A 21,208-nucleotide genomic window follows, 5' to 3' on the forward strand; every position below is an offset into this window, starting at 1 on the left:
GAGGTGGTTCGGTGGCAGGTCATGCGGCCGGCCCGCGGGTGAGGACGTAACGGGACCGGCCGTGGAAGCCGGTCACCCGGGCGCCGTCGGCGAGCAGCCCGGCCAGCACCTCGCGCAGCGCGAGTCGCCAGTCCCGGGCCGCGGCCGGGTCGGTGTGCCGCAACTTCTCGATGTCCGCCGGGACGCCGACGAGCAGGTCCTCGGCGTCGGTGCGGCCGAGTGCGGGCCGGCCGTCGCGATCGGTCAGCGCGGCCACCGCGCCCGGCGGTACGACCACCGGGATCGATTCGCGGCGGGCCGCGGCGACCACGCGCGGTTCGGCCAGGTCCCAGCCGACCATGGCGCGGTCGGTGTCGGTGCCGGCGTTGATCGCGTCGTCCACGGTGCCGTAGAAGTTGGGCAGGTAGGCGTCGATCACACCGCCGAGCTTGGCCAGGTTGAAGTGCGCGTTGCGGGCGATCAGCGGGTCGTACGTCCAGGTGATCCGGTGCAGGCCGCGATCGAGCGCCCAGTCGCGCTGGTGCAGCTTCAGCGCCAGGCCCGCCGCGTGGCCCGGGAGCGCGCCGGTGATGTGCGAATGCATCGTGCGGGCGATCGGCGCGCCGAAGAAGGCGACCGTCGCGCCGACGAGCCGGCCGTCGGCGTAGGCGCCGGCGACGTAGTTGCCCGCGTGCGACAGCGCGCGCATCTGCTCCACGTTGATCGGCGGGTTGTTCGCCGGCGTGCCCCAGATCTCGCAGAACAGCGCGCAGACGGATTCCAGTTCCTCGAGCTCGTGCAGTTCCCGGATGGCCGGGGCGCTGAGCACCGGGGCGCTCATCGCCGCACCGCGTCGATCAGGCCCGCGAGCAGCGCGGTACGCGGGGCCAGCTCGGCCACGATCACGTGTTCGTGGTCCGCGTGCGCGCCGCCGCCGACGGCGCCGAGGCCGTCGAGCGTGGGGCAGCCGACCCCGGCGGTGAAGTTGCCGTCGGAGGCGCCGCCGACCGCCGCGGAGCGCAGCGGGGGCAGGCCCAGGTGGGCCGCGGTGAGGCCGGCGAGGTCGAACAGCGCACGGGAGGAAGCGTCCTCCAGCGGCGGGCGGTTGGCGCCGCCCGACACCTCGACCCGGGCACCCGGCACGGTCGTGGGCAGCGCGCGGATCAGCTCGTCGACCCGGTCCTGCGCCTTGCGCGTGGGCACCCGTACATCGACCGTCACCGCCGCGTGCGGCGGCACCGTGTTGGACACCGCGCCCGCCCGGACCACGGTGGGGGTCACCGTGGTGCGCCAGTCGCCCGTCGCTCCCTCGTCGACCACGTCGGCCAGGCCGTCGAGGGCGAGCACCAGGTGTGCGGCCTCGATCGCGGCGTTGATCCCCTTCTCCGGCTCCAGACCGGCGTGCGCGGCCTTGCCGTGCACGACCAGTTCGTACTGCGAGCCGCCCTTGCGCGCGGTCTTGAGCGCGCCGCCGTCGGCGGACGCCTCCAGGACGAACGTGGCCGCGCAGCCACGGGCGGCGTCCTCGATCAGCCCCCGCGAGCTGGTCGAACCGACCTCCTCGTCGCCGGTGATCAGTACGCCGATCCCGTCGAGCGAGTCCAGCGAGGCGAGCGCGTGGAAGATCTGGACCAGGCCGGCCTTCATGTCGAAGCACCCCGGCCCCCGGGCGATCCCGTCGCGCACCGACCACGGATGGGTGGTCAGCGAGCCCATCGGCCACACCGTGTCGTGGTGGCCGACCAGCAATACGCGCGGGGTGCCGAAGGTCCACTGGAGGTGGGTCACGCCTTCGAGCACGATCCGGCGCGGTTGGGCGCCGAGCAGGCGCGCACCCTGGGCGGCGACCACCTCGGCGCTGCGGGCGACCGCGGCCAGGTCGGCGGAGAAGGACTCACACGTGACCAGCTCGGCCAGATCGGCCAGCATGGCGTCGGTGTCGAAGGCGGAGACGGCGCTGATGGGGCCGGGCGTGCGGTCGGTCGTGGGGCCGGTCATCGGGCCCGCCCCAGCTCGGCGCGGAACAGCCGCTGCACGTTGCCGCCGAGAATCGCCATGATCTCCTTCTCGCCGAAGCCGCGCCGGACCAACGCCTCGGTCAGTGCGGGGAGTTCGGCCGGACCGTCCAGGCCCGGCAGGGTGGTCGAGGTGTCCACGCCGGTGTAGTCGACGCCCTCGCAGCACGGGGGGGTGATGTCGGCCAGCACCTCGCGCAGGAAATCGGGGCCGATCCCGACGTGGTCGATGCCGGCCACGCCGATCACGTGCTCGATGTGGTCGACGATGCGGTCGATGGTCTGCTCGGCGCGCTCGGTGCTCAGGAAGTCCGGCACGAAGTTGACGCAGACGACACCGCCCGTGGCGGCCACGCCCCGGATCTGCTCGTCGGTCAGGTTCCGGTGGTGGTCGCACAGCGCCCGGGCCGCCGAGTGGCTGGCCAGCAGCGGGCGGGTGGCCTCCTGCAACACGTGTGCGACACCGGAGGCGCCCAGGTGGGAGATGTCGAAGACGATGCCCAGGCGTTCCATCTCGCGCAGCGCCTCGACGCCGGCGTGGGTGAGCCGGCTGCCGGTGGCGTCCTCGCCGCTGCCGTCGCCGAGCGGGGAGCGGCCCCAGTGCGCGATCGAGGCGACCCGGACGCCGAGGCGGTACAGGGTGCGGAACAGCTCCAGGTCGGCGTCCACGCCGGGGGCGCTCTCCAGGGCCAGGACGAGGGCGATCCGGCCCTCGGCCAGTGCCGCGTCGATGTCGTCCCCGTTCAGGCAGAGGCGCACGTCGTCCGGGTTGCCCTCGGCGATCGTGTGCGCGCACTCGACCATGCGCAGTGTGCGGCGCAGCGCTCCCTCGGGTCGGAACTGGTCGTCCACGAAGACCGGCAGCACCTGTACGTCCACCCCGCCCTCGCGGAGTTGCGGCAACCACTGCTCACGGAAGAAGCTCGCCCATCGTCCGGGTGGTCGCTCGACCACCGCCATCAACAGGTCGTTGTGCGTATCCGCGACGACGGCGCGGGTGTGCAGGTCGGAGCCCATATCGAATCCTTCCGGTCGGTGTGTCAGCGACGCTAGGCGGCGGCGCGCACCGAGTGCTTCGTCCGAATGACCAATGCTGTCGAAGGTTTCCGTAACCGGGCACAAAGCCACGACGACACGCCCCCTCCGAACGCTCGCGTACACCCCGGGGAGCGACAAGAGCCCACGGGAACCGCGGCGGGGGCGGCCGGAGGCGCGCCGGGCGTGCGGTGGAGGGCGTGCGGGAGCGCGGAGTGGGGTCGGCGAGCGGGGTCGGGGGTGGGAAGCGGGGCCGGAGGTGGGTGGGCGCGACAAAGGAGGGGGGTCGGGTTTGTTGTCGTGGACGATCCGTGGGTGGGGGTCGGCGCTCTACCGTGCGCAGGTGTCCCGGGCTTCCCGGGGTTGGTTCGGGCGGCTCCGGTGCGGGGGGTGTCGTGCGGGTTCGGCGTCCGACCCGGATTTCTGGCCGGGCCGTCCGTCGGCCCTGGGAGGCGCCCGTGCCTGTCGACCGTTTGCTCCCCTCTGCTGCCGCCCACGACCTGATCGCCCGCACGCGGGCGTTCGCGGATCGGGAGCTCACGCCTCGGGCCGGCGCCTGTGAGGCCGAGGCGCGTTACCCCACGGGGCTGTTCCGCACGCTCGGCCGGGCCGGGCTCTCCGGACTGCCCTACCCCGTGCGCTACGGGGGCGGTGGCCAGCCGTACGAGGTCTACCTCCAGGTCCTGGAGGAGTTGGCCGCGCGCTGGGTGGGCCTCGCCGACGCGGTGCACGTGCACACCCTGGCGTGCCTGCCGGCGGCCGTGCACGGCACCGACGCGCAGCGTGAGCAGTGGTTGCCGGGGATGTTCGACGGCGTGCTGATCGGCGGCCACGGCCGTGCCGAGCCGCATGTGGGCGCCGACCCGTCGGCGGTGGCCTGCCGGGCCGAGCGCACCCGGGGCGGTCACCTGCTGGTCGGCACCCAGGTCGAGCTGGCGCACGGCGGCCGCGCGCACTTCCACACCGTGTTCGCCCGGACCGGCCCGGCGCGGCCCGACGTCTCGTGCTTCCTGGCCCCCGGCGCCGACGAATACCTCTACTTCGGCCCGCCCGAGCCGTCGCTCGGGCTGCGCGCCTTCCCGACCACCACCGCCTACTGGGACGGCGTGTACCTGGAACCCGAACGGCTGATCGGGGTCCGGGACCGGGGTCTGCGGATCGCGTTCGAGATCCTGGACGCCGGCCGGCTCGGCGCGGCGGCGTGTGCGACCGGGCTGGCCCAGGCGGCGCTGGAGATCGCGACCGACTTCGCCGCCCGACCCGACCACGCGGTCCTGGCCGAACGCGCGGGCGCGATCGACTCGGCCCGGGCGATGTACCTCGACGCCGCCCGCCGTCGCGACGCCGGCCTGTCGTACACCCGCCAGGCGTCGGTGGCCGAACTGGTCGCCGTGGAGGCCGCGATGGAGGCGAGCACGGCGGCGGTACGGATCCTGGGCGCGGCGGCCGACGAGTTCCCGGTGCACCGCTACGCCCGCGAGGCCGCGACCCTGCACCGACGGGCGACCCCGACCGGAACGGGCGGCGACCCGCGGGCCGCTCGCCGCGACACCGCCGGGTTGGCCGCGGTGGGCCCCTGATCGACCGGTACATACCCGACCGGTACGTACCCGACCGGCGGACACCGCCGGAGCGGGCCGCCGGTCGGGGCGGTCACGGTCGGATCGGCGGCGCCACCATCGGGTTGCGGAGTTCGCCGATGCCCTCGACGTGGCTGACCAGCGTCTCGCCGGGACGCAGGAAGCGCGGCGGCCGGCGGACCGCACCGACGCCGGCGGGGGTGCCGGTGAAGATCAGGTCGCCGGGCAGCAACGTGCAGTGGGCCGACAACCGCGCGATCAACTCCGGTACGGGGAAGACCATGTCGCGGGTACGGCCGTCCTGGAGCGTGGTGTCCTCGATCGAGCAGCCGAGCCGCAGGTCGTCGGGGTCGGCGAACTCGTCCGGGGTGACCAGCGCCGGGCCGAGCGGGCCGAACCCGGGGCAGGACTTGGCCAGGGACAACTGCGGGATCGGCCCGTCGAACTGCACCGTCCGCTCGGACAGGTCCTGGCCCACGGTCAGTCCGGCCACATACGCCCAACCGTCCTCGGCGGCGACGCTCCGCGCGAACCGGCCGACGACCACCACCAGTTCGACTTCCCAATCCACCGTCGTGCCGGTCAGGGTCACCGGGTCGTACGGCCCGGTCAGACAACTCGGGAACTTCCCGAACACCACGGGTGACTCCGGGACCTCGAACCCGGCCTCGGCGGCGTGGTCGCGATAGTTGGCACCCACCGCGAACACCTGTCGAGGCCGCCGCACCGGCGCCCCCACCCGGGCCCGGTCCACCGGCACGGCCCGGGCCGGGTCCAGGGTGTCCGCCCAGTCCCGCAGCCGGTCCCAGTGTTCGAACGCGGCGTCGGGGTCCGGCGCGAACCGGCCGCCGCTCGTGGTGTGTACGTCGATCGCGCCGGCGTCGACCAGGATGTGCAGGCGGTCGTCGATCGTGGCGGTACGCATGGGGCTCCTCACGCCTTCACGGGGTCGGGCCGGCCGACGATCGGGTCGTCGTCGGCGAGCGGGAACTGCAGGCGGGTGACCGAGGCGACCATCGTGGCCAGCCGTCGCGACACCGCGAGATGCGCGGGGTGCGCGGCGAAGGCGCCCAGCGCCGCGCCGTCCGCGAAGACCGCGGCCATCCCGAAATCGGCGTTGTGCTCCTGGAGTTCCAGGTCGGCGCCGGCTCGGACGAGCAGCACTTCCGGGATGTCGTCGGCGAACCGGCGGACCGAAGCGGCGAGTTCCGCGACGTCCTCGGCGCGGACGTCAGGCTTCCACGTGGCGAGTACCAGGTGCAGCAGCATGTTCGGCTCCGGCGGTCGATGGGGTGGGGTCGGCGAGCCGGGCGCGCAGTACCTCGGCCCGCTCTCGGAAGCGGGCCACGCCGGCCAGCTTGATCTGCTCGTATCCGCGTACCGTGTCCGGGAGTTCGCACAGTTCGAGGACCACGTCCCGGGTTTCGGGAGTGAGCCGGTCGAGTGCGTGGCGCACATGCTCGACGTACTCCGTGACCAACTCCCGCTCGGTGCGGCGCACCGCGGCGGGCCCGAACGGGTCGAGGCGGGTGCCGCGCAGCCGGCGACCGGCGTACAGCGCGCGAAACAGCGGGGTGCTCCACGGACCCAGGCGGATCTTGCGGTTCATGCCCATGGCCCGCAACACCGGCGGGTGCAGGTGGATCGCGAACGTCCGGTCGGCGGGCGACTCGGCCAGCCAGGCCAGGTGCAGGCGGGCCACCTCGTACTCGTCCTTGTAGGCCATCAACTTGAACAGCCCCCGGGCCACCGCCTCGGCCGGCGCGGGGTCGCCCGCGAGCCGCCGGACCGCCACCGCGTGCGCCCGGGCGACCACGTCGACGTAGCGTCGGGCGTAGTCGGCGTCCTGATAGGCGATCAACTCGGGCACCCGGATGGTCAGCAGCCTGCGCAACTCGCCCGAGGCGTCGGCGACCCGGTCGACCAGGGCGGCGGCGACCGGCGTGAGCCGCAGTTCGCCGTCGTGCGACCGGCGCAGTTCGCCCACCGCCTCCGGGGCGGCGACCGCCGCGCGACCCCAGCCGAACGCGAGCAGATTGCGCTCGGCGGCGGTGCCGTTGCGCCGGAACGCCTCCTCGATCGTCGCCAACGGGATGGGCAGCAGGCCGTGTTGCCAGGCCGCGCCGAGCATGATCACGTTCGCGGGCAGGTGGTCGCCGAAGACCCGCTCGGCGAGATCACGCGCGTCGATTCGGACGTTGTCCGCGGCCCGGGTGTGCGCGTCGATCACCGCGAGAGCGGCGGCGGGATCGGGCGCGGGTGTGTCGACGTCGGTGGCCATTCGGCCGGTCGGGGCCAGGCCGGTGTCGACCACGGCCACCGTGCGTTCCGGAGTTGCGTTGGCCAGGTTGGCCGCCGCCGCGGCGCCGAGCACGTCGAGGCCGAGCAGCAGGTCGACACCGCCGGTCGATATCGTCGCCGAGCCGGTCACCGGCGTGGCCGAGATCCGCAGGTCGGACACCACCGGACCGGCCTTTTGGCTCAACCCGGTCTGGTCCAGCCCGGCGGTGTGCAGACCGGCCAGCGCCGCCGCGGCGCCGAGGACCCGGGCGACGGTGACGACCCCGGTGCCGCCGATGCCGACCAGGCGGATCCGGAGGTCGTCGGTGCCCACGCGCGGCCGGGGGAGCGGCAGTTCGGGCGGCTGGGGCGGCCCGCCGGCGGGTGCGGCGGCCGGCCCGGCCGGCCCGGCCGACCGGGAGCGTCCGCGCCCGGGCCGTACGGTCAGGAACGCCGGGCAGTCGCCGCGCAGACAGGAGAAGTCCTTGGTGCAGGAGGACTGGTGGATCCGGGTCTTGCGGCCGAACTCGGTCGGCACCGGCTCGACCGACAGGCAGCCCGACGTGGCGCCGCAGTCGCCGCAGCCTTCGCAGATCGCCTCGTTGATCAGCACCCGCTCGGCCGGATCGGCGAGTTCGCCACGCTTGCGCTTGCGGCGCTTCTCGATCGCGCACAACTGGTCGTGGATCAGCACGGTCACCCCTTGCAGCGCGGCCAATTCGCGCTGCACCGCGTCCAGTTCCTCGCGGGGTCGGACCGAGGCGATACGTGCGAGACGGACCCGCCGATAGCGCTTCACGTCCTCGGTGGTGATCACGATCCGGCGCACCCCCTCGGCCTCGAGGAGGCGGGTGATCGCCGGTACCGACAGCCGGCCCTGGGCGGTCTGGCCGCCCGTCATCGCGACGGCGTCGTTGTACAGCAGTTTGTAGGTGATGTTCACGCCCGCCGACACCGCGGCGCGCACGGCCAGCGAGCCGGAGTGCGCGAAGGTGCCGTCGCCGATGTTCTGCACCAGGTGCGGCCGGGCCAGGAACGGTGCCATGCCGATCCAGTGCGCCCCCTCGCCGCCCATCTGGCTCAGGCCGGTGATCTCGCCGTGGTCCCGCGGATTGACCGTGACCATGCCGTGGCAGCCGATGCCCGCGCCGACCAGGGTGCCGGCCGGCACCTTCGTGGATATGTTGTGCGGGCAGCCCGAACAGAAGAACGGGGTGCGCGTGCTCGCCAGGGGCAGCAGCGCGCGCCGGGCGGCGGGGACCGGCTCGCCGCCGGCGCGCAGGTCGGGCAGATCGTGGTGGGCGAGCAGCCGGGCGGTGAGCACCCGGGAGACCACGCCCGCGTCCAACACGCCGGCGAGTGGGACCAGCGCCGCGCCGGCCGGGTCGAGCTTCCCGGTCACCGGCGGGGCGCTCGGCGTGCCGTACAACGCCTCCTTGACCAGCGGCTCCAGGAACGGGCCCTTCTCCTCCAGGACCAGCACCTCGTCGAGGCCGACCGCGAACCCGCGCACCGCCTCGGCGTCGATCGGGTGGATCATGCCCACCTTGAGCACCCGCACCAGCTCGTCCTCGACGCCGAGATGATCCATCGCCTGGCGCAGATCGTGGTACGCGGTACCGGCGGTGACCACGCCGAGGCGCGCGTCGGGCGCCGGTGAGGCGAGCCGGGTCAGCGCGTGCCGTCGGCCGTAGGCGCGGGCCCGGGCGAGCCTGGTCTCGACCAGATCGCGTTCCATGCCGAGCAGTCGTGGGCCGATCATCATCGCGTCGGGCGTGTGCCCGGGCCCGGCCGGCGGCCCGTCGGGCGCGTGTTCGCCGCCCACGTCGACGGTCGCGGTGGCGTCGGCGACCCGGGTGACCACCTTGAGCGCGGTCCACAGGCCCGACTCGCGCGAACAGGCGATGGCGTGCCGGCCCAGGTCGAGCAGTTCCTGGATGTCCCCGGCCGAGAACACCGGTACGCCGAGCGCGGCGAGCAGTGCCTCCGAGGCGCCGGGCACGGTGGAGGACTTGGCCGCCGGATCGTCGCCGACCAGCATCAGTACGCCGCCGGCAGTTCCGGTGCCGACCAGGTTGCCGTGCCGGATCGCGTCGGCGGCGCGGTCGACACCCGGCGACTTGCCGTACCAGACGCCCAGGACGCCGTCGACCGTGCCGTCGTCGTGGCCGGCGGCGAGCTGGCTGCCCGCGACGGCGGTCGCCGCCAACTCCTCGTTGACGCCGGGCCGAAAGACGATCCCCAGCTCGTCGAGGAGCCGGGACTGCCCGGCGAACTCCATGTCGACGGTGCCCAACGGCGAGCCCTGGTAGCCGGATACGTAGGCCCGGGTGTTCGCTCCCGCGGCGGCGTCGGCCCGGCGCTGGTCCAGGATCAGCCGGACCAGGGCCTGCACGCCGGACAGCAGGACACGTCCGTCCGGCGTGCCGAAACGGTCGTCCGACGCGGTGCGGTCACCGCCGGCACCGCTGCCGGTCGGTGCCGCCGGGGCGGTCGGTGCGCCGAGTCGACGCGGCGGGTCGACGGAGACGGCGGTCATTCGGCGGATACCGGTCGGGCGGGTTCGTCGCCGGTGAGCGCGAGCAGCGGGTGGCTGTGTACGGCTCCGGCCGCCGCCCAGGTCCGGGTGGTGAGTTCGGCGATCGGGACACCGCGCTCGTAGTCGGCGAGCAGTCGATCGGGGTCGAACGCCGGACCGACCGGATCGGCGGTGAACTCGGGCCCGGTGAGGTACGCGGTGGTCTCCTCGGCGTCGGCGAAGTTGTCGATCTGCAACTCGACCGTGTTGCCGTCGGGGTCGCGGTAGTAGAGCGAGGTGGTCGGGCCGTGCGCGACGCACACGTGCGGGCGGACACCGGCCGCGCGCAGCACGGCGAACCGGTCGAGCAGGTCGGCGAGGCTCGCGAACGTGTAGGCGGTGTGCGCGAGTCCGACGGTGGTCGGCGTGCGCTCCGCGAACGGGACCGGGGCCGAGATCAGGCCGAGCCGGTGGTGCTCCTCGTCGAAGGTCAGGAAGGCGATCAGTTCGGTCTCGTACACCACGCGGGCGGCGAGCGCGCGCACGTACCAGTCGCGCATCACGGCCTTGCGGTTGGTCTGCAACACGGTGTGCGCCAGGCGCAGTTCGGGGGTCATCGTGGTATCCCTCTCGATGGTGGAAAGCGGTTCAGGGGAAGGCGGGATCGGCCGGATCGAGCGCGTCGGCCCGGGCTCCCGCCTCGGCGCGGCCGAGCACGGCGCGCAGTGCCGGGATCAGGTCCGCCACGCCGCCCGGTCCCGCGCCGGGCACGCGCAGGGCGACGTGGCCGTCCGGGCGGACCAGGACGCACCCGTGCGGGGTGATCCCCCACACCTGTCGCCACCCGTCCGTCTCCGCGTCCAGGTCGCCGTCCGCGCCGACGCGAAACGCCGCGATCGGTACGCCGAGCCGTCGCGAGGCGACGTCGGCCGCCTCGACCCAGGCCCGCCCCTCGGCACCCGCGAGCAGTACGAACGTGTCGGCCGACAGGTCGACCGTGGCCCGCCGCGCACCCCCGGGCGTGCGAAACCACGTGTGCGGGGCGAGCGCGCCGGGGTGCGCGTCCATCCGGTACTCCGCGACCGTCGAGCGCGGCGCGAGCGTGCCGTCGGGAACCACCGCCGCCGACCGGTAGACGTGCCCGAACGTCTGCCCCTGGAACAGGAAGTGGTCCCGCTGCGCCGGGATCCCCGCGGCCAGCGCGGCGCGCAGGTCCGCCCCGGCGGTGTCCTCGATCGAGGCCAGCACCGAGGGATCGGTGAACAGCGCGCCGGTGCCCGCCATACGCTCCGCGTTGCGCATGCTCTGCGCGGCGTTGACCCGGGCCACCGGCATACGCTCGTCCTCGTAGCCGGCGAGCAGTTCCTCGCCCGCCCACCCCCGCAGTACGGCGGCCAGTTTCCAGGCCAGGTTGTGCGCGTCCTGGATGCCGGTGTTCATCCCGAAGCCGCCGGTCGGCGGGAATCGGTGCGCCGCGTCGCCGACGAGGAAGACCCGGCCGGCCCGGAACCGCTCGGCGATGGCGATCTCCAGCTTCCACGGCAGCACGCTGCGCACCGTGACCGCGAGGTCGGGCACGCCGACCGCCTCCCGGAACAGTTCCGCGCAGCGCTCGGGCGGGTAGTCGGCGACGCTCTCCCGCTCCGGGTCGAACGCGAAGTTGTAGGTCCAGCGCCGTTTGCCGTCGAGGGCGATCATCGCGCCCTGGGTCCGGGAGTTGAGGATCCACCACAGCGCGTACGGCCGGCCGCCGGTGTACGGGCCGAGGTCGGCGTCGACGTAGGCGTTGAGCAGGTGTCCGACCGGTGCGACCGCGTCGTTGCCGATGCCCAGCATCTCGCGGACCGGGCTGCGGGCCCCGTCGGCGGCCACCACGTAGCGGGCCCGCACCGTCTCCGTACCGCCGTCCGCCGCGCGCCGCACCCGCACGTCGACGCCGTCCGGGGTCCGGTCGAGCCCGGTCGCCTCGACGCCGAAGTCCACCCGTACGCCCAGCCGTCGGGCCGCCGCGAGCAGGATCGGCTCGATCCGGTCCTGTGGACAGGACACCAGCGCCTCGCTCGAATCGGCGCACATCCGGTCCCACTCGTCGGGCGCGTCGGCCGCGGTGATCCGACCGATCTCGATGCCCGTCACTCTGGTCACCCACCCGACGCCGATGCCCCGGTCGAGCGGCAGCGCGGCGTCCCGTACCTCGTCGGCGACGCCCCACTGACGGAACAGCTCCATCGTGCGGGCGTTGACCACGTGCGCCTTGGGGTGGGCGGAGCCGGCGGCCCGGCGCTCGACGACCCGGGTCGGGATCCCCAGTCGGCCGAGCAGTACGGCGGTACTCAGACCCGCCGGACCGGCGCCCACCACCAGCACGTCCACCTCTGCCACGGTCATCGGCACTCCCCATCGTCTTGGTCACGCGGCGTCGTCCTGCGGCGTCGTCGAGCGGCGTCGGTCGAGCGGCATCGAGCGCGTCGTCGAGCCGCCTCGGCCGGACGCCGTCCGTCGATGTGGCCGCAACGTTAACCAGACTTTGATTTCAAGTCAAAGAGTTGACGCGGACGACTCCGCGCGGCTCGATATGCTCGACGAATGGCTGAGGGAGCAGAGGAGAAGGCGGCTCGACCGCGAGCCGGCAAACGTGCCGCGGCGGCGGTCGCGCCGGCGAAGAAGCGCACGTCGAACCGGCTGGGCACGGGCACGGGCCCCGGCACCGGTCGGCGCGGCGAGCGCCGCCGGCAACTCCTGGAGGCGGCGGTCGCGCTCTTCTCGGAGCGGCCCTACGAGGACATCTTCATCGCCGACATCGCCGACGCCGCGGGCGTCGCGCACGGCCTGCTCTTCTACTACTTCAAGGACAAGCGCGGGATCTACCTGGAGGCGCTCGACCAGGTGGCCCGGGACATCCAGGCGTACCAGCGCGCCCGCCCCGACGAGGTCACCGCCGAGGCACGCCTGTACGGCATGGTCCGGCGCCACTTCGACTACATCGGCAGCCACTCCCAGACGTTCATCGGCTTCATGCGCCCCGGCCTGGGCGACGCGGACGTGCGCCGGATCTTCGAGTCCGCCCGGCAGGCGGGCGTGGACCTGGTGCTGGAACTGTTCGACCTCGAATCCGAGACACCGCCGCCGCCGGTCCTGCGCGCGGCGCTGCGCGGCTGGGTGGGCTACCTGGACGAGATCAGCCTGGACTGGCTGGCCCACGGCGACGTCCCCGTCGACGACATCGTGCAACTGGCCGTCGACACGCTGATCGCGGGCCTGCGCAGCGTGGAGGGTCGGCACGCGGACATCTCCGCGATGCTCGAGGAGTTGCACCGGGCGGCCTGAGCCGACCCGGCCCCGCGGTGGCGATCGGATCGGCGAGCGGCAGCCGGCGGGTGGCGGTGTCCGGCCCGGTCGGCGGGGTCGCGCTCGGCGTCGCGCCGAGTCGCAACGAGGCGCCGTGGACGGCCCGGCCGGATCGGCGGACGGCCGAACCCGCGTGCGCGCCCGGTACGTCCGAAAGCCCTGCTCCCGGCGTGGGGCGCCGGAAGCAGGGCCGTCATCGGTCGCGCGCGGTCAGGAGATCGCCACGTCGTCCACGAGGAACGTGGTGGTCAGCGACGAGTCCTCGGCGCCCGCGAACTGCACGGTCACGGTCTGGCCCTTGTAGGCGCTCAGGTCCACCGTGCGCTGCACGTAGGCACCGGTGGCGCCGACGTTGGAGTAGGTGGCGAGGGTGGTCCCGTTGATCTGCACCTTGAGGGTGTCGTAGACCGTGTTCCCGCGCTCGCTGGTGGTCGTCTTGATCCACGCCGACAGCTTGGGCGAGCCGGTGTTGGGAATCGTGACGCCGGACTGCGACAGGGTCTCGGTGGCGGTGGAGCCGTAACCCATCATCCACGCGTACCAGGTGCCGCCGTGTGCCGCGTTCTGCGAACTGTTGGTGATGTCGTTCGCGCTCTGCGTCCAGTTGGCGGTGCCGTCCTCGAAGCCGCCGTTCTTGATCGCGTCGCCGCCCGGGCCGCCGGTACCGACGGTCAGGGTGTACTGGGCGGTGTGCGTGGCGTTGGGCCCGGTACCGGTGACGGTGATCACGTAGGTGCCGTTCGCGGCGCCCGCCGCGGCGGTCGCGGTCAGCGTCGAGGAGGTGCCGGACTGGATCGGGTTCGGGCTCAGGCCGACGGTGACGTCGCCCGGCTGACCGGTCGCGACGAGCGAGACGGACTGCGCGTTACCCGAGGTGATGGTCGTGCCCAGGGTCGCGGTGATCTGCGAACCGGGCTGTACGGTACCCGAGTTCGGGGTGAAGCTCATGGAGAAGTCGTTCTGCGCGGGACCGCCGGTGCAGGTCGGGTCACCGGTCTGCGCGGGCACGCTGATCGCGTCCCAGGCGGCCTTGGTCTTGGTGAACAGCGCACAGGTCGGGTCGAGCGTCTTGGCCGAGTTGAGCGTGGCCGTGCGGTACTTCTTGTACGTCATGCCGCTGGTCTTGAGCAGCATGCCGCCGTAGAAGACCTTGCCGGCCTGCTGGATGCCGACCCCGGTCATCGTGGTCTGGTTGCAGGTCGGGCTGTCGGGCTTGCCACCGCCCGGGCTGGTGCCTTCGGCGAGCAGGTAGAACCAGTGGTTGAGCGGTCCGGCCGCCGCGTGCTCCTCCGTGTTGGGAATCGAGGAGCTGTAGCAGTCGGGGTCGCCGTTGGTGGACGGCTTGTACATGTAGCGGATCGGGCCCTGGCCCACCAGGTTCACGGCTTCGCCGACGGTGTAGTCGGGGACGTCGTACGGCGAGGGCTCATTGGTGTAGGCCTCGGTCAGCGCGCCCATGATGTCGCCGGTGGCCTCGCCCAGACCCGGTTCGGTACCGGCGCCGCCGGGGGTGAACTGGTCGATGCCGTGCCCGAATTCGTGGCCGACCACGTCCATCGAGCCGATCCACTGGTTGGCCTGGTTGTGGCCGATGGAGACGGACGAGCCGTCCCAATAGGCGTTGACGTCGTTCAGGCCGACCTTGACCGGCCAACTGCCGCCGGTGCCGTTGTGACCGTTGCGACCCAGCCAGTCGCGGAGCATGTTCCATTCCTTCTGCGCCGCCCAGAAGACGTCGGCGCAGCCGGTTTCCTTGCTCGACGCCTGGCCGTTGCCCCAGGAGTCGGTGGACTTGGAGAAGACCGTGCCGGTGCTGTAGTCGGCGCAGGTCAGGCCCGGCCGGTTCGGGTCGCGCAGGGAGTAGGTGCCGCCCGAGTTGGTGGTGTCGATGGTCAGCGGACTCGGGCCGTTCCACTGGCTGTTCGCGCTGCCAGCCTTCACGTCGTCGATCTGGTCGAGCACCGTGCCCGTGCTCGCGTCGACGAAGACATGCAGGCGGCTGGGCGCGGTCGCGGTACGACCGACGACCACGGTTTCCCACGCGAGATTGCCGACGCCGTCCTTGACCCGGACGACCAGGCGGTGCGATTCCACCTTGTCCACGGCGGCGAGCCGGGCCTTCGACGTCGCCTCGGCGGCGCTCGCGTCGATGGTGGCCGTGGTCTTCGCGGCTATGCGGGCACCGGTGGCGGACTGGGTCGCGCGGACCCGGCCCTGGTTGTCGGCCAGCACGACCGCGTCCCCGCCGACGACCGGCAGGCCGCGGTAGGTGCGTTCGTACGCGACCGAGTAGAGACCGTTGACCCAGGGGGTCACCGTCTGGCGCTGGTACTGCTCGTCGGGACCCTTGGCAAGGGTGTCCAGACCGCTGGAGACGGCCTGGTCGGCGGCGGCTACCGCCAACGCCTGCGAGCCGGGAGGGGGAGACGGGTCGGCGGACGCCGACTGTGCGGTGGTGGAGACCGCCAATCCGGCGAGAACGGCCAGGACAGTCCCGGCCGTCACCGTTTTTCGATTCATCGAGGCTCCTCGAGTGGAAGGTAGACCTCGACCACGAACCGGCCTTCGTCGTACGCGTATTCGCGACGTGAGCGAACCGCCGACGAGCGTGACCGCCGGGTTCGTGCCCGATCGGCAAACGCTCACACGTTCGCGGCGTCCCGAACAATGCGGCTTCGCGGGGTCGGCAAAATCTGTCAAACTCCTTATCGGACAGGGAAGTTGTGCCCAACGGAGAATGTCTGCACGAAGTTCGCGCGCGGACTGCCCGACCCGGGCGGGCCGGGCAGCCGGCGTGCCCGAATCAGCTCAGCGGAAGCTCCAGATGGGACGGATCCTCGTCGGAGAGGGCGAGCGAGATCGTGCTGTCCGCGACGGTGGCGTCGCCGTAGAACGGATCGATCGTGTCGATGACCAACATCAATCGGTGGCCGGCCCGCACGTCGTAGCCGGTGGCCTGGAGCGCGATGTCGAGCGAGACCGGTCGGCCGCTCTCGCCGCGCGGTTCGGTGAACGGCGCGTGCGTGATGATGTGCGCGTTGTCCTCGGCGTCGACGTCGAACAGGTAGGCGATCAGCGTCGATTCGGCCGCGTCGACCGTGTAGGTCAGGTGCAGCCGGGGGACGCCGCGCAACTCGGCCGTCACCGGCAGCGGCGCGGTGGCCCACACGCCCGCGTGCGCCCGGTCGATCTCGGCGGTCGGGTAGACCTTCGGGTTGCCGGCCAGTTCCGCGTTCCCGGTCGCGATGATCTTGTCCGCGACGGTGGCCGGGGTGTCCGTACCCGCGGCGAAGGCGACCTGCCCGTCGGCGCCGGGTTTGTCCGACAGGGTGCCGTCGCCGCCGTTCTGCGGCGCGGACAGGTACAGCCGCTCGGTGCGTCCGGTGACCGCGCCCCAGGTGGGCCGCCCCTCCAGGGTCTTGTTCCACATGATCTCGGTGACCACCTCGTCCTCGACGTCGATGCCGGTGTCGACACCCAGGAGGTAGTGGTCGAACCACCGGTGGGCGTCCTCCCAGATCCGGTTCGGCAGGCCGATGATGCCCGACATCTCCGGTCCGGAGTGGTCGCCGATGGACAACAGGAGGCGTTTGGGGCCGGTCAACGCGTTGAACGTGGTCAGCAGTTGATTGGTCGGGAACAGCGTCTCGTGCCACGCGTTCGCGAACAGGACGGGCAGCGGTCGCTCGCGATTGTTGATCGCCTCGATGTGGTGGATGGGCGAGCGTTCCCTGGCCCAGTCCAGGGTGCCCTCGATGTCCTCGTTGTTGCGCACGTTGTCGAACCGTGTGCGGGTGTCCTCGCTGAGCCGCTTCTCGTCCGCGGCTCCCCGCAGGACCTCCACCGCGGCGGTGTGCCGGGTCTCGTTCTCGTAGAACGCCTCGCCCAGGTCGCCCCAGGTGCTCAGGGCCACCACCGCCGTCACCCGTGGATCGTGCGCGGCGACCAACTGACTGATGCCCGAGCCGTACGAGTCGCCGAGGAAGCCGACCCCGGCCGGCTCGCCGTCGATCCGGGACAACACGAACGTGAGGGCCGCGACACCGTCCTGGACGTCGAGCGGGCCGGCCACCTCGACGTTGCCCTTGGACAGGCCGAACCCCCGGGCGGTGTACGCCAGTACGTGATAGCCCTTGAGCGCGAACCGGGTTGCCTGGGCCACGTAGAGCAGCCAGCCGAAATGCGTCCACGGGGAGGGCATCACGACCACCGGCCGAGCCCGGTCTCCCGGGTGGAGCCAGAGCGCGCCGTCCAGTTCGACGCCGCCCGCACCGGGCACCCGTACCCGGCTGAATCGGGCCAGTGCCCGGGTCTCCTCGATCTCGGCGGCCCGCGCGGGCGCGAGCCGCGTGGTGTCCCCGGTCTCCAACGCCTCGACCAACTGTGCCAAGGTCGCCTCGTCCACTTCCGGATACAGGCTGGTCGTGTGCGTTTCGTGTGAACTCACGTCGGTCCCTTCCCACTTCGCGAACGGTTCGGACGAGGGCGTGGTCGACCGGTCATGGCGGTCGGTGTCCGCCCGGGAACACGGTGTCACCGGATGCCGACGCGTGCGGCCGGAATGCGTGGAAAATCCGAAGTGGTAGAGCCCGTTCCGGTGACCGCCCGAGGGCCGGACGCCCGCGGCCTCGCGGCGGCCCGCTTCGCTACCCTCGGCCGATCTGCCGGAATCGTCGAGCGGGCCGACCCGCGGATCGGATGGCCAGTCATGAGCGTTCCCCCGGAAGCCGGGCAGGGGCGGGCCACGGTGACGATCTCCGCCGGATCGCTCCGGGGCGTGGTCGCGGCCGACGGCATCCGCCGCTGGCTGGGCATTCCGTACGCCGCCGCGCCGGTGGGGGAGTCGCGCTTCGAGCGGCCCACCGCGCACCGGGGCTGGGCCGGCGTGCGCGACGCGGACACGATGGGCCCGACCGCGCCGCAGGCGCCGTACCGGGGAGCCCTGGGGGAACTGCTGCCGACGGTGGTGATCGAGGGCGACGAATACCTGAACCTCAACGTCTGGGCGCCGGCCGACGCGAGCGGGCTGCCGGTGATGGTGTGGGTGCACGGCGGCTCGCTCGCGCACGGGGCGAACGCGCTGCCCGGCTACGACGGTGCCGCGTTCGCGCGCGACGGCGTGGTGTACGTCGCGGTGAACTATCGGCTCGCGTCGGAGGGTTTCTCCGTCCTGGACGGTGCGCCGGGCAATGTCGGCCTCGCCGACGTGGTCGCCGCGCTGCGCTGGGTACAGGCGGAGATCGCGGCCTTCGGCGGCGATCCGGCGCGGGTGACGGTGTTCGGCGAGTCCGCCGGATCGATCCTGCTCGGTGCGCTGGTCGCACACCCGGACGCCGGGACGCTGTTCGCGCGCGCGATCCTGCAGAGCGGGATGCCCGACGCGCTGCCGTCCGCGAAGGCCGGGCGGATCACCGCGCTGGTGGCCGAGCGGCTGGGCCGGACCGCGTCCCGGGCGGCGTTCGCGGAGGTGGCGCCGGACGAACTGGTCGCCGCCGAACAGGCGGTCACCACCGGCGGCACACCGATGACCGGTGGCCCGGGGTTCGCCATGGCGATCGGCGACGACCTCGTGCCCGTGCACCCGCTCGAGGCCCTGGTGGCCGGCGCGGGTTCCGGCATCGGGCTGCTGCTCGGCTCCAATACCGAGGAATACCGGCTGTGGTTCGTGCCCACCGGCCTGCTCGACCGGGTCGGGCCGGTGCTGTTCGCGGGCGCGCGGCTGAAGTTCCGGATCGGCCGGCGGATCCTGGCCGCCTACCGGGCGGCCCGACCCGGCGCCGGGCGCGGCGAACTGCTCGGCGCGCTGGCCACCGACCTGCTGGTCCGACTACCGATCAACCGCCTCGCGGACGCCCGCCTGGACGGTGGTGGAGCCCCCACCCACGTCTACGAGTTCGCCTGGCGCAGTCCGGTGCGCGACCTCGGCGCCGCGCACGCGATGGAGTTGCCGTTCGTCTTCGACGGCCTCGACTCCGGCGCGTGGACCTCGCTCACCGGGGACACGCCGCCGCAGTCGCTCGCCGACGAGATGCACGCCGCCTGGGTGCGGTTCGCCAAGACCGGCGATCCCGGCTGGGAACCGTGGGACGCGCGGCGGCCGGTACGGGTGTTCGACGCACCGACCACGACCACCGTGCTCGCCCCGCGCGAGGCCGAACGCGCCGCCTGGGGCTGATCGACGGCCCGGCCGGGAGCCGGACGACCGGGCCCGGCGGCCTCCCCCGGAACGCGCCCCGACGGGGGTAACCTGGTGCGATCGCACGATCACAGTCGGTCGGGCGTCGGGAGGTCACGGACGGCAAGGACACACAGGGTCGTCGTCGGGGACACCCCGTCGGCACCGGCCGATCGGTTCCACATGGCCTGATCGGCCGGCGCGAGGGCCTGCCGCCCGCCCGCCCGACGGCGGGCCCGGCGGCGACAGCGCGCCCGGGACCATAGGCTGACCGCCCACCGGCGCGGCCGGTGGACGGTATCGACACGGTTGAGGGTGCACGAATGAGCGCGCGTTTCGAGGAACTCGACTGGCGGACGACGCCGATGGGCGAGATCAGCCTGCGCCGCAGGCGCGACCCGGTCTCCGGCGAGGACGTGCACGAGGTCAAGCTCGGCGACGAGTTCCTGATGTCCAGTCTGTTCACGGCGGGCGAGATCGCGCTGACCCGGCTGGGCCTGGCCGAGTTGCCCGACGTCGAACTCGACGTCGTGGTGGGCGGTCTGGGCCTGGGCTACACCGCCCGCGCGGCGCTGGACGATCCGCGCGTACGTGACCTGATCGTGGTCGACGCGCTCGGCGAGGTGATCGACTGGCACCGACGCGGCCTGGTCCCGCTCGGCGCCGGCCTCGCGGGCGATCCCCGCTGCCGGCTGGTCCAGGGCGACTTCTTCGCCCTGGCGGGCGAGGCGCGCGGGTTCGATCCGCGGGAGCCGGGTCGGCGCTTCCACGCGATCCTGCTGGACGTCGACCATTCCCCGCGCCACGTGCTGCACCCGAGCCATGCCGCGCTGTACCGGCCCGCCGGGCTGCGCGCGTTGGCCGATCGGCTGCGTCCGGGCGGGGTGTTCGCGCTGTGGTCCAACGACCCGCCGGACCTGGAGTTCGGCGCGGTGCTCGGCGAGGTCTTCGCCGCCTCGGCCGCGCACGTCGTCGACTTCGACAATCCGCTCCAGGGCGGTACGGCCACCAACACCGTGTACGTGGCCCGGACACCGGAGGAGCCCGCGTCCTGACCCGCCGTGAGGGCCGGCCGACGGGTCGGGACGCGGGTCGGGGTATCGGGTCCGGCGACAGGGCACGCGCCGCCGGACCCGACCCCGGTCAGGAGGCGCGCAGGTGGTCGATCGCCGCGCGGGCCGCCAGGCCGATCGAGGCGTCGGCCGCGGGCGCGCGAAAGCCCAGCGACTCCAGGCGCAGGAACACGCCCACCGCGTAGCGCTTGCCGTCGGGGTACTCGACCACGCCGACCTCGTTGCGCACGCCCCACAGGGTGCCGGTCTTGCCGGAGACCCGGATCTCGTCCGCGAATCCCGACGCGAGCCGGTGCGGCCAGATCTGCCGGCCCATGATGTCGCGCACCTCGGCGCAGGCCTCGGTGGAGCCCGCCTCGTCCCGCCAGATCGCGGCGAGCAGCTTGGTGATCTCGCGCGGGGTGGTCGCGGCGGTGCGCTTCGGGTCGCGCACGGTCAGCGCGCGGATCTGCTCGGGCGTGGCCCGGGCGACCTGCTCGTCGACATTGCCGCCGGGGTCGACGCCCAGGTCGTTCAGGACCGATTCGAACAGGTCCTTGCAACCGGTGACGGAGGTGTCGCGGCAGTCCAGCGCGTCGAGCGTGGCCCGCACGTTGTCCCGGCCGACCAGGCGCAGCACGATGTCGGTCGCGGCGTTGTCACTCTGGGTGATCATCATGAAGGCGAGGTCGCGCGCGCTCATCTCCACGTCGTACATACAGCCGTCGGTGCCGATGCCGTCGCCCTCCCGGTCGGCGGCGGTGACCAGGTGCCGGCCGGCCCGGTCGAGCCGGCCGTCGGCGGCCTGGCGGGCGTACTCCAGGACGATCGGCACCTTCAGGACCGAGGCGAGCACGACCGGGTCGTCGGCCTGGTAGGCGACCTCGTCGGCGGTGTCGAGGTCGCGTACGTGCAGGAAACCGTCGACCCGGGCCGCGTCGAAGATCGCCCGGATGCGCTGTGCGGGTTCTACCGGCTCTCGATCGGTGCTCATGTCCGCTCCGTGTGGGTGGTCGGATGCCCCGAAGGGCCGGTCGCCGGCGGTGGTCGCCGGGGTCGGCGCCGACGCGAGGGGTGGTGGGGGAGGCGCGGCGGGCCGGTCCGTCGTCGGTCGGGTCGCCCGCGAGAAGGTGGTGCGCGCGCGTCGTGCGCCCCGAGCCGGCCCGGTTCACGCCCCCCGGCGGCCCCTGCCGAGCATCGTGCCCCGCGGCATGGCTCGGCGTCGG

General features: G+C 72.9%; 14 protein-coding genes and 1 pseudogene. 4 read left to right on the top strand and 11 right to left on the bottom strand.

Annotation, left to right across the window (positions count from 1 at the left end):
• Nucleotides 1-19: 19 nt before the first annotated feature.
• From EMA17_RS39185 to EMA17_RS39195, 3 genes are all read right to left on the bottom strand, one after another.
• Nucleotides 20-820, bottom strand: a complete 801-nt coding sequence (locus EMA17_RS39185; protein ID WP_126641990.1) for a GNAT family N-acetyltransferase — start codon at nucleotides 818-820, stop codon at nucleotides 20-22.
• A complete protein-coding gene (locus EMA17_RS39190; RefSeq protein ID WP_126642067.1) occupies nucleotides 817-1,908 on the bottom strand; it encodes a M20 family metallopeptidase in 1,092 nt (363 codons plus the stop codon). Before EMA17_RS39190 ends, EMA17_RS39185 begins: the two co-directional genes overlap by 4 nt.
• A 65-nt stretch (nucleotides 1,909-1,973) precedes the next feature.
• Nucleotides 1,974-3,011 carry a dipeptidase gene (locus EMA17_RS39195; RefSeq protein ID WP_126641991.1) on the bottom strand — a complete coding sequence of 346 codons (1,038 nt, stop codon included), beginning with the start codon at nucleotides 3,009-3,011 and terminating at the stop codon, nucleotides 1,974-1,976.
• Nucleotides 3,012-3,487: 476 nt separating this feature from the next.
• Here EMA17_RS39195 and EMA17_RS39200 point away from each other — a divergent pair, with 476 nt between their 5' ends.
• Nucleotides 3,488-4,609 (top strand): acyl-CoA dehydrogenase family protein, encoded by a 1,122-nt coding sequence (locus EMA17_RS39200; protein ID WP_126641992.1) that lies wholly within the window; start codon nucleotides 3,488-3,490, stop codon nucleotides 4,607-4,609.
• 73 nt (nucleotides 4,610-4,682) lie between these two features.
• On the opposite strand, the gene EMA17_RS39205 is transcribed toward EMA17_RS39200, so the two are convergent.
• From EMA17_RS39205 to EMA17_RS39225, 5 genes are read right to left on the bottom strand one after another with little or no spacing between them, the layout of a single operon-like run.
• Nucleotides 4,683-5,534 carry a fumarylacetoacetate hydrolase family protein gene (locus EMA17_RS39205; RefSeq protein ID WP_126641993.1) on the bottom strand — a complete coding sequence of 284 codons (852 nt, stop codon included), beginning with the start codon at nucleotides 5,532-5,534 and terminating at the stop codon, nucleotides 4,683-4,685.
• 8 nt (nucleotides 5,535-5,542) lie between these two features.
• The gene (locus EMA17_RS39210) at nucleotides 5,543-5,878 is read right to left on the bottom strand and encodes a Dabb family protein (RefSeq protein ID WP_126641994.1); all 336 of its coding nucleotides are present in this window, start codon (nucleotides 5,876-5,878) and stop codon (nucleotides 5,543-5,545) included.
• Nucleotides 5,841-9,428, bottom strand: coding sequence for an indolepyruvate ferredoxin oxidoreductase family protein (locus EMA17_RS39215; RefSeq protein ID WP_126641995.1), 3,588 nt, complete (start codon nucleotides 9,426-9,428; stop codon nucleotides 5,841-5,843). The genes EMA17_RS39210 and EMA17_RS39215 overlap by 38 nt, the downstream gene beginning before the upstream one ends.
• Entirely contained in the window at nucleotides 9,425-10,024 is a 600-nt protein-coding gene (locus EMA17_RS39220; RefSeq protein WP_126641996.1) for a VOC family protein, read from the bottom strand. The genes EMA17_RS39215 and EMA17_RS39220 overlap by 4 nt, the downstream gene beginning before the upstream one ends.
• 31 nt (nucleotides 10,025-10,055) lie before the next feature.
• A complete protein-coding gene (locus EMA17_RS39225; RefSeq protein ID WP_126641997.1) occupies nucleotides 10,056-11,795 on the bottom strand; it encodes an FAD-dependent monooxygenase in 1,740 nt (579 codons plus the stop codon).
• A 198-nt stretch (nucleotides 11,796-11,993) separates the two neighbouring features.
• Here EMA17_RS39225 and EMA17_RS39230 point away from each other — a divergent pair, with 198 nt between their 5' ends.
• Nucleotides 11,994-12,734 (top strand): TetR/AcrR family transcriptional regulator, encoded by a 741-nt coding sequence (locus EMA17_RS39230; RefSeq protein WP_126641998.1) that lies wholly within the window; start codon nucleotides 11,994-11,996, stop codon nucleotides 12,732-12,734.
• Between the two features lie 660 nt (nucleotides 12,735-13,394).
• On the opposite strand, the pseudogene EMA17_RS39235 reads toward EMA17_RS39230, so the two are convergent.
• A pseudogene (locus EMA17_RS39235) lies at nucleotides 13,395-15,275 on the bottom strand (M4 family metallopeptidase); the annotation flags it as partial.
• A 283-nt stretch (nucleotides 15,276-15,558) separates the two neighbouring features.
• Nucleotides 15,559-17,202 carry a CocE/NonD family hydrolase gene (locus EMA17_RS39240; protein WP_126642000.1) on the bottom strand — a complete coding sequence of 548 codons (1,644 nt, stop codon included), beginning with the start codon at nucleotides 17,200-17,202 and terminating at the stop codon, nucleotides 15,559-15,561.
• Nucleotides 17,203-17,463: 261 nt separating this feature from the next.
• Here EMA17_RS39240 and EMA17_RS39245 point away from each other — a divergent pair, with 261 nt between their 5' ends.
• Both EMA17_RS39245 and EMA17_RS39250 read left to right on the top strand, forming a co-directional pair.
• Complete coding sequence (locus tag EMA17_RS39245; RefSeq protein ID WP_126642001.1) at nucleotides 17,464-18,930, top strand: carboxylesterase/lipase family protein; 1,467 nt, start codon at nucleotides 17,464-17,466, stop codon at nucleotides 18,928-18,930.
• A 323-nt stretch (nucleotides 18,931-19,253) separates the two neighbouring features.
• Nucleotides 19,254-19,985 carry a polyamine aminopropyltransferase gene (locus EMA17_RS39250; RefSeq protein WP_126642002.1) on the top strand — a complete coding sequence of 244 codons (732 nt, stop codon included), beginning with the start codon at nucleotides 19,254-19,256 and terminating at the stop codon, nucleotides 19,983-19,985.
• An 88-nt stretch (nucleotides 19,986-20,073) separates the two neighbouring features.
• On the opposite strand, the gene EMA17_RS39255 is transcribed toward EMA17_RS39250, so the two are convergent.
• Complete coding sequence (locus tag EMA17_RS39255; protein WP_126642003.1) at nucleotides 20,074-20,976, bottom strand: serine hydrolase; 903 nt, start codon at nucleotides 20,974-20,976, stop codon at nucleotides 20,074-20,076.
• Nucleotides 20,977-21,208 lie beyond the last annotated feature (232 nt).

Source organism: Embleya hyalina, assembly GCF_003967355.1.
In the GTDB taxonomy this organism is placed as follows: Bacteria; Actinomycetota; Actinomycetes; order Streptomycetales; family Streptomycetaceae; genus Embleya; species Embleya hyalina.